General features: G+C 71.2%; 10 protein-coding genes. 2 read left to right on the top strand and 8 right to left on the bottom strand.

Features of this window, described 5'->3' with window-relative positions:
- Positions 1-81: 81 nt before the first annotated feature.
- Positions 82-1,032 carry a LysR substrate-binding domain-containing protein gene (locus ACIRDU_RS15685; RefSeq protein WP_403579279.1) on the top strand — a complete coding sequence of 317 codons (951 nt, stop codon included), beginning with the start codon at positions 82-84 and terminating at the stop codon, positions 1,030-1,032.
- A gap of 24 nt (positions 1,033-1,056) precedes the next feature.
- Here ACIRDU_RS15685 and ACIRDU_RS15680 read toward each other — a convergent pair whose 3' ends face one another.
- From ACIRDU_RS15680 to ACIRDU_RS15660, 5 genes are all read right to left on the bottom strand, one after another.
- On the bottom strand, positions 1,057-3,396 hold the full coding sequence (locus ACIRDU_RS15680; RefSeq protein ID WP_403579277.1) for an ABC transporter permease: 2,340 nt from the start codon (positions 3,394-3,396) through the stop codon (positions 1,057-1,059).
- Positions 3,393-4,082, bottom strand: a complete 690-nt coding sequence (locus ACIRDU_RS15675) for an ABC transporter ATP-binding protein (RefSeq protein WP_403579275.1) — start codon at positions 4,080-4,082, stop codon at positions 3,393-3,395. The genes ACIRDU_RS15680 and ACIRDU_RS15675 overlap by 4 nt, the downstream gene beginning before the upstream one ends.
- Complete coding sequence (locus ACIRDU_RS15670) at positions 4,079-4,603, bottom strand: PadR family transcriptional regulator (protein ID WP_086603703.1); 525 nt, start codon at positions 4,601-4,603, stop codon at positions 4,079-4,081. Before ACIRDU_RS15670 ends, ACIRDU_RS15675 begins: the two co-directional genes overlap by 4 nt.
- Positions 4,604-4,730: 127 nt before the next feature.
- A complete protein-coding gene (locus ACIRDU_RS15665; RefSeq protein ID WP_403579272.1) occupies positions 4,731-4,988 on the bottom strand; it encodes a hypothetical protein in 258 nt (85 codons plus the stop codon).
- Complete coding sequence (locus ACIRDU_RS15660; RefSeq protein WP_403579270.1) at positions 4,985-5,920, bottom strand: SPFH domain-containing protein; 936 nt, start codon at positions 5,918-5,920, stop codon at positions 4,985-4,987. Before ACIRDU_RS15660 ends, ACIRDU_RS15665 begins: the two co-directional genes overlap by 4 nt.
- Positions 5,921-6,180: 260 nt before the next feature.
- Here ACIRDU_RS15660 and ACIRDU_RS15655 point away from each other — a divergent pair, with 260 nt between their 5' ends.
- Positions 6,181-8,475, top strand: a complete 2,295-nt coding sequence (locus ACIRDU_RS15655) for a transglycosylase domain-containing protein (RefSeq protein ID WP_403579267.1) — start codon at positions 6,181-6,183, stop codon at positions 8,473-8,475.
- A gap of 68 nt (positions 8,476-8,543) precedes the next feature.
- Here the strand turns inward: ACIRDU_RS15655 and ACIRDU_RS15650 are convergent, their stop codons facing one another.
- The 3 genes from ACIRDU_RS15650 to ACIRDU_RS15640 form a co-directional block, all read right to left on the bottom strand.
- Positions 8,544-10,688, bottom strand: coding sequence for a SpoIIE family protein phosphatase (locus ACIRDU_RS15650; protein WP_403579265.1), 2,145 nt, complete (start codon positions 10,686-10,688; stop codon positions 8,544-8,546).
- A gap of 301 nt (positions 10,689-10,989) precedes the next feature.
- Positions 10,990-11,682, bottom strand: coding sequence for a DUF402 domain-containing protein (locus tag ACIRDU_RS15645; protein ID WP_403579263.1), 693 nt, complete (start codon positions 11,680-11,682; stop codon positions 10,990-10,992).
- A gap of 83 nt (positions 11,683-11,765) precedes the next feature.
- Positions 11,766-13,169, bottom strand: coding sequence for a class II fumarate hydratase (locus ACIRDU_RS15640; RefSeq protein ID WP_403579260.1), 1,404 nt, complete (start codon positions 13,167-13,169; stop codon positions 11,766-11,768).
- Positions 13,170-13,401 lie beyond the last annotated feature (232 nt).

Genomic DNA, 13,401 nt, shown 5'->3' with positions numbered 1-13,401 from the left:
TGGACTGTGTTGATGTTGGCACACGCTCGATTGATTACGGAAATAGCTACACTCGGTCGAGTTGATCGGAGGTAGCTATCAGTGACTGTCGGTAATAAGCGCAGGCAGCCCAGCCTGGCCCAGCTCCGCGCCTTCGCGGCGGTGGCCGAACACCTTCACTTCCGGGACGCGGCCGCGGCGATCGGCATGAGCCAGCCCGCCCTCTCGGGTGCCGTATCGGCCCTGGAGGAGACACTCGGAGTGACGCTCCTCGAGCGTACGACGCGCAGGGTGCTGCTCTCACCCGAGGGCGAGCGGATCGCCGTACGGGCCAAGGCGGTGCTGGGGGAGGTGGGCGCCCTCATGGAGGAGGCCGAGGCGGTCCGGGCGCCCTTCACCGGGGTGCTGCGGCTCGGGGTGATCCCGACGGTCGCGCCCTATCTGCTGCCGACGGTGCTGCGGCTCGTCCACGAACGGTATCCGCACCTCGACCTCCAGGTGCACGAGGAGCAGACCGCCAACCTGCTCGACGGTCTGACCAGCGGCCGGCTCGACCTGCTGCTGCTCGCCGTGCCCCTGGGAGTACCGGGCGTCGCCGAACTGCCGTTGTTCGACGAGGACTTCGTGCTCGTCACCCCGCTCGACCACCGGCTCGGCGGGCGCGAGGGCATTCCGCGTCAGGCGCTGCGCGAGCTGAACCTGCTGCTCCTCGACGAGGGGCACTGCCTGCGCGACCAGGCCCTCGACATCTGCCGGGAGGCCGGCCGCGACGACGTGCCCGTCACCACGACCGCCGCCGGGCTGTCCACACTGGTGCAGCTCGTGGCGGGCGGGCTCGGAGTCACCCTGCTGCCGCGCACCGCCCTCAAGGTCGAGACCTCCCGCAGCAACCAGCTCCTCACCGGCTACTTCGCCGACCCGGCCCCCACCCGCCGGATCGCGCTGGCGATGCGGGCGGGGGCGGCGCGCGGCGCGGAGTACGAGGAACTGGCGGCCGCCCTGCGGCAGGCGCTGCGGCCGCTGCCCGTACGGGTGCTGGAGCAGGACGCCTGACGACCCGTACGAGCCGGGGGCCCGCTACTCGGTGCGCAGCCCGTCCGGCCGCATCAGTTTCAGCAGCGGCGGCAGGCTCAGCAGCGTCACCACCAGGACGACGCCCGCGCCGATGCCGGTCATCGACAGCACGCTCGGCCAGTCCACCCGGACCGACGTGTTGGTCATCCGCAGCAGGACCGCGCCCAGAGCCATGCCCACCGTCGCGGCGAGCAGCAGGCCCAGACCGATCGGGATCGCCGTCTGCCACAGCACCGACAGGCTGAGGGTGCGGCGCCGGGTGCCGAAGGCGACCAGGGCCGACAGCAGCTTGCGGCGTTCGCGCAGCTGCTCCAGCTGCGAGACCAGCAGGCTCGCCCCGATCAGCGCGAGCACGCAGGCGGCGCCGACGGACAGGCCGGTGCGGATGGTTGCGTAGCGGTCGTTGCTCTCGATGCTGTGCCAGGTCATCGGCTGGGCCGTCGGGTCGAGCCGCGCGGCCGTGTTGCGCACGTGGTCGTACGCGTCCGGCACCGAGGGGTCCACGCTCAGGAAGAGCTGCGTGGAGATGAACGCTCCGAGCTTCTCGGGCAGCGCGCCGGGGGTGACCAGGATGCCGCCGCGCTCGTACCCGGTGGGGTCCTCGCGGGACTCGGCCTGCCGGATGTCCTGCGGTACGGTCCAGGAGACCGATCGGTCGCCGGGGCGGGTGGAGTCGTCCGATTCGGCCCACAGGGTCGTGCCGGGCCTGGCCAGACGTTCACTGTCGCCGTCGTACTCCGAGCCCTTGACCGCGAAGACGTCACCGTCGTGGCAGGAGGGGAGCGTGGCCACCTCGCGCAGCGACGCGCAGTCGGCCACGGTCACCTGGACGATGGCCTCCGCCTCGCCGCGACGGTCGCCGAGATGGACATCGGACAGGGCGGTGACCTTGCGCATACCCTCGGTGTCGCGGTACTTCGCGACGGTGGCCGCGGTATCGGTGCCGTCCCGCACGTCCACGCTCATCTGGGCCCGGGAGACGTCGTACTGCGACGCCCTGGTGTAGTTGCCCTCCACTCCCGCGAACAGCATCTGCAGGGCGATCGCCCCGGCCACCGCCACCGCGATGCCGTTGACCATCCGGGCCGCCGCGCCACTGCTCAACTGGAGCCTGCGCACGGCCAGCTGCCAGGCGATCCCGCCCGAGCCGAGCCGGGCCACGACCGTCTCCACCACCCAGGGCAGCAGGGCCGTGACGCCGACCAGCAGGAGCATCACGCCGCCGACGACGAGGTACTGGTTGAACTCCCCGCCGTCGTCTCCCTGCCCGATCATCGGGTAGAGCAGCGCGAGTCCGCCGAGCGGCAGCAGCAGCCGCCACCACAGCCGGCGCCGCGCCGGCTTGGCCGTGCGCACCACGCCGAGCGGCTCGATGACCACCCCGCGCAGGGCGAGGATCGTCACCAGGACCGCGGCCGCCGGCACCGCCAGCGCGACGAGGACGGCCAGCAGGGGCGAGGGGTTCAGATAGCTCGGGAACACGCTGACGCGGAACACCTCGGCGGACGCCGCCAGTTGCCGCCCGAGCAGGAAGAACCCGGTGCCGAGGACGAGCCCCAGCACGGAGCCGGCGAGCGCCTCGCCGGCGGCGATCCGCCGGGTCATCCGGCTGTCGGCGCCGACCAGCCGCAGTGCCGCCAGCCTGCGGTCGCGCCGCTCGCCGCCGAAGCGCACGGCCGCGGCGATGAACACGGCGACCGGCATCAGGAGCACCACGAAGACGACCAGGACCAGCAGGAGCAGCACCGGGTCCCAGGGGTCGGACGGCGCCAGATCGTCGTTGCCGAAGCTGTCGATCCGGGCCCCGCTTGCCAGGCCCTCGAGTCGTTCCGCGAGCCCCGTGCCGCCCGCGAAATAGGCGAGTTCCTGCGAGCCGACCAGTCCCGGCTCGCCGATGGTGCCCGTGATCCGGTAGTTCAGCCGTTCCCGCAGCAGCTTGCCGTCGTCGGAGGCGAGCAGCTCCTTCAGCGCGGGGGAGACGACCATCTCGCCCGCCGCCGGGAACTGCGCGACCCCCGGGGGCAGCGGAGCCCGCGGGCCCTCCGGCTCCAGCATCCGGCCGCGCACGTCCTGGTCCCGGAACGTGGTGTCCGAGTCCACGACGATCAGGGTGTTGTCGGCCTTGGGTATCTTCTGCTGGCTGAAGGTGTGGTCGCTGCGGGCCTCCTCACGCCGGTCGCGTTCCGCCAGCGCGTTCGGGATGGCGGTGGTGAGCAGCAGCAGTGCCACGCCGAGTCCGACGCCGACGGCCGTCAGCAGTGCCCGGGTCCACCCCTCACGCCCGCCGGCGAAGGCGAACCGCACCCCCATGGCCAGATCCCGGGGCCACTGCCCGGCGCTCATATGACGCGCTCCATGTCACGGGACTTGCCGTCCCGTACGACGATCTCGCGGTCGGAGTACGCGGCCACCCGCGCCTCGTGCGTGACGAGCACCACGGCCGCGTTGGCCGACCGGGCGGCGTCGGTGAGCAGTTCCATCACGCGCTCGCCGTTGAACGAGTCGAGCGCACCGGTCGGCTCGTCTGCGAACACCACCCGCGGATTCGTCACCAGCGAGCGGGCGACGGCCACCCGCTGCCCCTGACCGCCGGACACCTCGCCGGGCCGCTTCTTGCGCAGGTCGTCGACCTCCAGCCGCTCCATCCAGGCCAGCGCGGTCCGCTCGGCCTCCTTGCGGGACGACCCGCTCAGCCGCAACGGGAGCGCGACGTTCTCCACGCAGGTGAGTTCCGGCACGAGCTGCCCGAACTGGAACACGAACCCGAAGTCCGAGCGCCGCAGCGCACTGCGCTCGGCGTCGCTCATCGCGGTCACCTCGCGCCCGTCGTACGTGATCGAGCCCGAGTCGGGCATGACGATCCCGGCGAGGCAGTGCAGCAGCGTCGACTTGCCCGACCCGGACGGACCCATCACGGCGACGACCTCGCCCGGGTGGATGGAGAACTCGGCGCCGTCGAGCGCGGTCGTCGGCCCGTACGCCTTGCGCAGGTCCTGGGCGGTGAGGAGCGAACCAGCGGGAATCGTCACCGGGCCACCGCCTCACGGAGCTTGTCCAGACGCGCCGCGGTCAGCTCCAGCCAGCGCAGGTCCGCCTCCAGGTGGAACAGCGCGTGGTCGCAGATGAGCTGGTCGGCCAGGTCGCCCTTGCGCTTGCGGTCGGTGAGGATCCGCATGCTGCGCAGATGCTCCGAACGCTGGGTGTCGAGGATGTCGCCGGCGTCGCGGTGGGTGAGCAGCGCGAGGACGACCTTGGTGTAGAGGGTCGACTGGAGGTACGGCTCCGGCTTCTCGGGCGTGGCGAGCCAGCGCTCGACGTCGGTGATGCCGGCCTCGGTGATCGCGTACCGCTTGCGCTCGGGCCCGCCGCCCGCCTCGATGCCGTCGACCTCGACGAGCCCGTGCTTCAGCAGGCGGGACATCGTCGAGTAGACCTGGCCGTAGTGGAGCGGCCGGTCGTGACCGAACTTCTCGTCGAAGGCCCGCTTCAGGTCGTAACCGTGGCGCGGGCCGGACTCCAGGAGCCCCAGGAGAGTGTGACCGATGGACATGAGCAGGACTGTACACGGGGTGTATACGCGGCATGTATACACCGGGTGTCCAGGTCTTGGCGGGGTGTGCCGGAGCCCAGGTCGGAGCGGGTTGTCACGGTTCCGCAACAGCCGTGGAGCCCCCTGCTCAGGCCGACGGGGGTCCGGAGGCGGAGCCCCCTGGCGGACGCCCCCGCCGGGGCAGCGGCCCGGTCTCCCGCGGCAGCCGCCCCGCCTCCGCCAGCGCCCTCCGCAGCAGGAACTCGATCTGCGCGTTGGCCGACCGCAGCTCGTCCCCGGCCCACCGCGCGAGCGCCTCGTACACCGCCGGGTCCAGCCGCAGCAGCACCTGCTTGCGCTGCTGCGGCCGGCGCTGAGGGCCCGGACCTTCGCCAGGGACCGTCACTGGTAGAGGGACCCGGTGTTGAGGACCGGCTGCGCGGCCCGGTCACCGCACAGCACGACCATGAGGTTGGAGACCATCGCCGCCTTCCGTTCGGAGTCCAGCTCCACGATGTCGCGCTCGGTGATCCGGGCGATCGCCGCCTCCACCATGCCCACCGCGCCGTCCACGATCTGCCGCCGCGCCGCGACCACCGCTCCGGCCTGCTGCCGCTGGAGCATCGCCGAGGCGATCTCGGGGGCGTAGGCGAGGTGCGTGAAGCGCGACTCGATGATCTGCACTCCGGCCGCCTCCACGCGCGCGTGCAGTTCGACCGCGAGCTTCTCGGTGATCTCCTCGGCGTTGCCGCGCAGCGAGAGGCCGTCCTCCTCGTGGGCGTCGTAGGGGTACTCGATGGCGATGTGCCGCACGGCCGCCTCGGTCTGGGTGGAGACGAACTCGATGTAGTCGTCGACCTCGAAGGTGGCCTGGGCGGTGTCCTCGACGCGCCACACCACGACCGCGGCGAGTTCGATGGGGTTGCCGTAGGCGTCGTTGACCTTCAGGACGGCGGTCTCGTGGTTGCGTACGCGCGTCGAGATCTTCGTGCGCGAGGTGAAGGGGTTCACCCAGCGCAGGCCGTCCTGCCGGATCGTCCCCCGGTACCGGCCGAACAGCTGGACGACCCGGGCCTCGCCCGGCGCCACCATGTTCAGCCCGCACATGGCGAGGAACGCCGCGAGCGCGACCAGGATGCCGCCGATGATCAGCCCGGCCTGCGCGCCGGTCGGGTCCACCGACGTGGCGACCGCGATCAGCCCGGCGCCGGCCAGCAGCCCGACCAGGCCGAGCAGCAGGGCGAGCCCCCCGCCGATGCTGTGCGCGGTGAACTCCCGTACGCGTGGCGCCGGCATCTCGGGTACGTCGGCGGTGACCTGCGTGTCATGTGTGGGCATGGGTGATCCCCCGTCCTCCTGAGAAGCCACTCCTGCATAGCTTCTGTCTAGCTAAGTGATATCACTTTTCCGCGTTCTGGCAACCCTGCGCGTGTCTCGTACGTCGGTTCCGTTGGGATGAGTGCTGATTGTCACGTCCGCAAAGGGCCGGATCGGCAGCCCTATCTCTTATCTCCCGGTGTTAGCTTTCTGAGCTGACCTGAGCGGCGAACCTGTGTGACGCGTGAGCACACATGAACGAAGCGGAGCGGATCGGACCCATGGGACGAGCGGAAGAGAGACGCGCCAGACAGCGCGGTGGGCGCCGGGCGGCACCCAAGCGCCGCCGTTCGTCGGCCGCGGCCGGGAAGAGCGGCATACGCAGGCTCTTCACCTGGAAGAAGATCCTCGGCACCTTCTTCGGGCTCTGCCTGCTGGGCATGGGCGCCTTCATCGTGCTGTACATGGTCATCGACATCCCCGAGGGGAACGCCGACGCCAAGCGCCAGAGCAACATCTACAAGTACAGCGACGGCTCGATCATGGCCCGCGACGGCAAGGTCAACCGCGAGGTCGTCGACCTGGCCCGGGTTCCCAAGGAGGTGCGGCTCACCTTCGTCGCGGCCGAGAACAAGACCTTCTACAAGGACGCCGGCGTCGACCTCAGGGGCACCGCCCGCGGCCTGTTCAACACGCTGTCGGGCCGGGGCGCGCAGGGCGGTTCGACGATCACCCAGCAGTACGTCAAGAACTACTACCTGACGCAGGAACAGACCGTCTCGCGCAAGCTGAAGGAACTGGTCATCTCGCTGAAGCTGGACCGCGAGAAGTCCAAGGACTACATCCTCGCCGGCTACATCAACACCAGCTACTACGGCCGCAACGCCTACGGCATCCAGGCCGCCGCCCAGGCCTACTACCGCACCGACGCCGAGAAGCTCACGGTCGCGCAGGGCGCCTACCTCGCCGCGCTGCTCCAGGCCCCGAGCCAGTACGACTGGGCCGTCGCCTCGGAGGACGGTAAGAAGCTGGTGAAGGCCCGCTGGAACTACGTCCTGAACAACATGGTCGGTGAGGGCTGGCTGAGCCGGTCCGAGCGGGCCGGCATGAAGTTCCCGGTGCCGAAGGAGCCCAAGCCCGCCCCGGGCATGGAGGGCCAGAAGGGCTACCTGGTCAACGCGGCCAACGCGGCACTGGAGAAGCAGCTCGTCGCCGACGGCACCGCCGACAGCACCAAGGAAGCCGAGGCGATGGTCAACGCCGGCGGCTGGACCCTCACGCTCAACATCGACAAGAAGAAGCAGGCGGCGCTCGAGAAGTCCGTCCAGCAGCAGCTCAACAGCAAGCTCGACCCCGGCAAGCGCAAGGTCGACGGAGACGTCCAAGCCGGTGCCGCGTCCGTGAACCCGAAGACGGGCGCGGTCGTCGCGATGTACGGCGGCGTGGACTACTTCAAGCACTACACCAACAACGCCACCCGCGCCGACTACCAGCCCGCGTCCACCTTCAAGCCGGTCATCCTGGCCGCTGCCCTGGAGGAACAGGCGAAGACGCAGGACGGCAAGCCGATCACCGCGAACACGATCTACGACGGCACGAGCAAGCGCCAGGTCGTGGAGAACGGCACCGAGGTCGGCTTCGCCCCCGAGAACGAGGACGACGAGAACTACGGGAAGATCACCGTCCAGACGGCCATGAACAAGTCCGTCAACTCGGTGTTCGCGCAGATGGGCGTCGACGTCGGGATGTCCGAGGTGGTGAAGGTCGCCGGCAAGCTCGGCATGGACACCGAGAACATGGAGGCCGTCCCCGCGCAGACCCTGGGCAGCATGGGCGCGAGCCCCCTGGAGATGGCCGGTGTCTACGCGACCCTCGACAACCACGGCAGGAAGGTCACCCCGGCCGTCCTGAAGTCGGCGGAGCACCTGAACCAGACCGTCAAGATGCCCGACCCGGTCGGCGACCAGGTCATCAGCCGAGAGGCCGCCGACTCGGTGACCTCGGTGCTGACCGGCGTGGTCGACGACGGCACCGCCCAGGCGTCCGTGCGCAACAACCCCGGGCGCGACGGCCAGCAGGTCGCGGGCAAGACGGGTACGTCCGACAACAACAAGTCGGCCTGGTTCACCGGCTACACACCGAACCTCGTCACCTCGGTGGGCCTGTTCGGCGAGGACGCCAAGACCCACGCCCAGGTCCCGATGTACAAGGCGGGCGGCGAGCCCCGCGTCAACGGCGGCGGCTTCCCGGCACAGATCTGGGCGGCGTACACCTTCGGTGTGATGGGCGACGTCACCAAGTTCGACCTGGACACCCAGCAGGGCGCGGCAGTCCAGCCGACCTGGACGCCGACGCCCTCCAAGGAACCGACCAAGGCGCCGACGCGGGAGCCGACGACCGCGCCGCCGTCGTCGTCGTCCCCGCCGCCGACGACGGAGAAGCCGTCCTCGTCCCCGCCGCCGAGCCCGTCGACGACACCGCCCACCTTCACCCCGCCGACGGCCCCGGAGACCACACCGCCGGACGACGGCGGCGGCGGTCCGTTCGACCCGATCAAGCCGGGCGACGGCCAGTAGGAGACCAGGAGACGCGGAAGGGCGCCCGGTGCACACCGGGCGCCCTTCGCCTTGTTCGTACGAGCGGATCAGCTGCGGTTGAGCTCGAACCAGACCACCTTGCCCGTGCTGAGCCGGGTCGCGCCCCAGCGCCGGGCCAGCCGGTTCACCAGGTACAGCCCCCGTCCGCCCTCGTCGGTGGCGCGGGCCTGGCGCAGCCGCGGCAGTTGCGGCACGTCGTCGCCGACCTCGCAGCGCAGCACGTCCGTGCGCAGCAGCCGCAGGGTCACCGGCCGGGACGCGTACCGCACGGCGTTCGTCACGACCTCGCTGACCAGCAGCTCGACGGAGTCGCTGAGCTCTTCCAGGCCCCAGCGCTGGAGCGCGCGCCGGGCCAGTCGGCGGGCCCGGCCGGGGGCGGCGTCCTCCGGCTCCAGGAACCAGTACGCCACGTCACTGGGCGCGATCCCGTCGAAGCGGGCGGCGAGCAGCGCGATGTCGTCGTCCCGGTCGCCCGGGCCGAGCATGTCGAGCACCTCGTCGCACAGCGCTTCCAGGGGCGGCGGATGGTCCGGCCCGGTGAGCTGCGCGACCGCGGCGAGCTTCTCCCGCAGCTGCTCGATGCCGGTCCACACATCGCGCAGGCGGGACTCGACCAGGCCGTCGGTGTACAGCAGCAGGGTCGCACCGGCGGGCGCGTCCAGCTCCACGGCCTCGAAGTCCACGCCGCCGACGCCGATCGGGGCACCGGCGGGCACCCGCAGCACCTCGGCGCGACCACCCAGGTGCAGCAGGACGGGCGGCGGGTGACCGGCGTTGGCGATGGTGATGCGGTGCGATACCGGGTCGTAGACGGCGTAGAGGCAGGTCGCCATGCGGTCCACGCCGAGGCGCTGGGCCTGTTCGTCGAGGTGGTGCAGGACCTCCTGCGGCGGCAGGTCGAGACCGGCGAGGGTCTGGGCCGTGGTGCGCAGCTGGCCCATGATGGCGGCCGAGGTCATGGAGTGGCCCATGACGTCACCGACGACCAGGGCGACCCGGCTGCCCGGCAGCGGGATCGCGTCGTACCAGTCGCCGCCGACCCGGGCCGTCTCCGCGGCCGGCAGGTAGCGGGAGGCCAGCCGCACCCCCGTCGGGCGGGGAAGCGTCTCGGGCAGCATGGTGCGCTGCAGCTCGTCCGCGATGTAGGCCTCGCGGCCGTAGAGGACGGCCTTGTCGATGCCGAGGGCGCTGTGCGTGGCGAGCTGGGCGGCCACCAAAAGGTCGTCCGGCTCGAACGCGATGCGCTCGGGGCGGCGCAGGAACAGCGCGGCACCGATCACCCGGCGCCGGCCGCGCAGCGGGGCGAGGATCGCGCGCTGACCGTCCGGCACACCGAACTCGCCGCCTTCACCGAGCAGCTCGGGCAGTGCGGCGCGGGCCGCGGGGGCGTCGGTGAACACCGGGCGCACACCCCGCAGGACCTCGGCGAGCGCGCTGCCGGGCCGCACCTCGCACAGCTCGGCGCCGACCGTGTCCAGCTCGTTCGGCTCGGGCTGCGCGGCCGGCAGGAAGCCGTTCTCCGTGTCGCGCTCCGCCGGTATCCGGTCGGTGCGGCGCAGCCGCAGCACCAGCGGCCCGGTGGGCCGCTCGTCGCCGACCGGCAGCGGATCGCGCAGATAGACCAGGATCGCGTCCGAGAAGGTGGGCACGGTGGCCCGGCACAGCCCCATCACGATCTCGTCGAGATCGATGCCGCGGGCGATCCGCCGGGTGGCGGCCCCCACGAACCTGAGCCGGTCGCCGTCCCGCCGCATCGGCGTGGGCCGGCCGGGCGGCAGGCTCTGGCCGCTGCGGCGCTCCTGCCCGTCGGCGTTCACCGCCGGCCGGTCCAGTTCGTCGGCCGGCTGGACCGGAATGCTCTCGGGGGCGGGGCGCAGCCGAGGGGTCTCGCGCTCGGCGGTCTGCTCGGCACCCGGCTGGGAGTGCTCGGAGGCGGGGTCGCTCACGGTGTCCTTGCCCTTGCCGAACGGCGTGGAGGTGCCCGGCTCCGACGTGCCCGGCGTGCTGTGTGCCGTCGTGACCGGAACGGGGATGTCGCCGCCGGGGCGGCCCTGTACCGGTAAGGCGCCCGCTCCGGGCGCACGCGCCGGTGTCGGGGTATGCACGAACGCCCCGCGGGGATCCGCGGGGTCGACGCCCGCCTGGGGGCGTTCGAACGAGGTCGGCTGCTCCGTCACGCGTGTCGAATCCATCCGTCCGGGGCTGCGCGCCGCGCGCGCAGTTGGTCCCGCCGAAACTCCGATACCCGGAATACGTGCCCCAGGAACGGAATTCCCGCGTGGTCAGAGGTTGTTCCTGTGCCACCGGCGGACCGTCTGCCGCTCAGGGGGCCTGCGGCGCAGGCCCTGCCGGTGTTGCCCTCGTACCCCTCGCTCACGTCCTGCCGCCCCTCGGTGACGATCGGTCAAGCCCAGCGCGTGCTCCGGTGGTTGCCGCCGCGCGCCCTTGCGGAGGACGATCCTACGTTTCTTGCCCGGGGGCGCATCAAGGGTCTCATGAGGACACATGCGCGGGCGTACGATCCCAGTCCTCCGGCAGTGACGGTACCGCCCAGGACGGATCCGGGCGCCAGTGCTGCCAGCCTTCCGAGAACGGCGGCCCCCAGGCGCGGATCACCTCCACCGCGTCCCGCCCCGCCGCCCGTACCTTTTCGGCCTGTTGGTCGTCCATCAGCCCGTCCCGCACGGCCTGGGCGAACTCGTCCTCGTCGCGCCAGTGCCAACTGCGGTCGGGATGGACGGAGATGTCCAGGAAGTGGTCGACGGAGTCCACACCGCCCGCCCAACGGGCCAGCGGCTCCTCCAGGTTCACGTACCAGTTCTTGAACTGCCAGCCCGGCTCCCAGAACAGCCAGACCGACCAGGGCTCGCCGGGCCGGGCCAGCTTCAGCACACCCGTGCCGAACCACCGGTCGCGCTGCACGGTGCGCGGCTTGGTGTAGCGCGACTCCAGCGGTTCCAGGTGCACGGGAGTGCCGTCGGCGAGCACGGGCTTCACGCACTCGGTGCCGGGCGCCAGCCACACGGCGAGCAGGTCGGCGTCGTCCCGGACGACGGTGACGGGACGCGCGATGTGCACGTGCGTGCCGCCGTTCTCCCGGTACCGCCACAGGATCCGGCTCCCGGGGGACCAGAAGCCTGCCGCACCACCCGTTTCCACGCGTCTCATCGCTCCACCGTCTGCCATGAACAGATATTAGGTGCCGTAGGCATACGACGCTGCGGCGCGTGTCATGGTTCACGCGCCGGGCACACGTCTGTGTCCTCCCGTCACGGGTGCGTCATCCGCAGGACATCGAGCGCCTCGTCGAGCTGCTCCGCGGTCAGGTCCCCGCGCTCCACGTACCCGCCGTCCAGGACGACCTGACGGATCGTCTTCCGTTCGGCCAGCGCCTTCTTGGCGACCTTCGCGGCCTCCTCGTAGCCGATGTACTTGTTGAGCGGGGTGACGACGGACGGGGAGGACTCGGCGTACTCCCGCGCCCGCTCGCGGTTCGCGGTGACGCCGTCGACGGTCCGGTCGGCGAGCAGCCGCGTCGCGTTGGCGAGCAGCCGGATCGACTCCAGCACGTTCTTCGCGATGACGGGCAGCATCACGTTGAGCTCGAAGTTCCCGGCGGCGCCGGCGGTGGCGACGGTGGCGTCGTTGCCCACGACCTGCGCGGCGACCATCAGCACGGCCTCCGGGATGACCGGGTTCACCTTGCCCGGCATGATCGAGGAGCCGGGCTGGAGGTCGGGCAGGGCGATCTCGGCGAGGCCGGTGCGCGGCCCGGAGGACATCCACCGCAGATCGTTGGCGATCTTCGTCAGCCCGACCGCGATGGTCCGCAGCTGCCCGCTGGTCTCGACGATGCCGTCCCGGGCGCCCTGCGCCTCGAAGTGGTTCCGGGCCTCGGTGAGGGGCAGCCCGGTGGTGCGGGTGACCTCCTCGATCACGGCGGCGGAGAAGCCGGGCGGGGTGTTGATGCCGGTGCCGACGGCCGTACCGCCGAGGGGCAGTTCGGCGAGCCGGGGCAGGGACGCCTCCAGCCGCTCGATGCCGTACCGCACCTGGGCCGCGTACCCGCCGAACTCCTGCCCCAGCGTCACGGGCGTGGCGTCCATCAGGTGGGTCCGACCCGACTTCACGACGTCGGCGAACTCCTCCGCCTTGCGCTCCAGGGAGGCGGCGAGGTGCTCCAGGGCCGGGACGAGGTCGCGGGTCACGGCGGCGGTGGCGGCGATGTGGATCGAGGAGGGGAAGACGTCGTTGGACGACTGGGAGGCGTTGACATGGTCGTTCGGGTGCACCGGGCGTCCGAGCCGCTCAGTGGCCAGGGTGGCGATCACCTCGTTGGTGTTCATGTTGGACGAGGTCCCGGACCCGGTCTGGAACACGTCGACCGGGAAGTGCTCGTCCCACGTCCCCTCGGCGACCTCTCCGGCCGCCTCCTGGATCGCCCCGGCGATGTCCTTGTCCAGGACCCCCAGCTCGGCGTTGACCTTGGCCGCCGCGCCCTTGATCCGGGCCAGCGCCTCGATGTGCGCCCGCTCGATGCGCTGCCCGGAGACGGGGAAGTTCTCCACGGCGCGCTGTGTCTGGGCACGCCACTTGGCGTGGGCGGGCACCCGCACCTCGCCCATGGAGTCGTGCTCGGTGCGGTACTCGGTCCTGTCCTGCTCGTCGGTCATCGACGATCACCTCCACGTGTCACAGCGTCAGCGCCGCGACCACTGTTCCCCGTGGAGGCGAAACGTCACCGCCTATGTCAGCCGAGTCCCGGACCGAGTACCGAAATGGACGTGAACGTCGGCGCCGCCAAGGGCTCCTGCACCAGGCCGGTTCGACGCATCCGACCGGCGGCACCACCAGCCCGTCCGCCGCCCGAGGACGAGGCCCGTTCAGGGCCGACGGGGGTTCAGC

The organism is Streptomyces sp. NPDC093598, from assembly GCF_044764825.1.
GTDB lineage: Bacteria > Actinomycetota > Actinomycetes > Streptomycetales > Streptomycetaceae > Streptomyces.
This window is presented reverse-complemented; position numbering and strand designations above follow the sequence as displayed.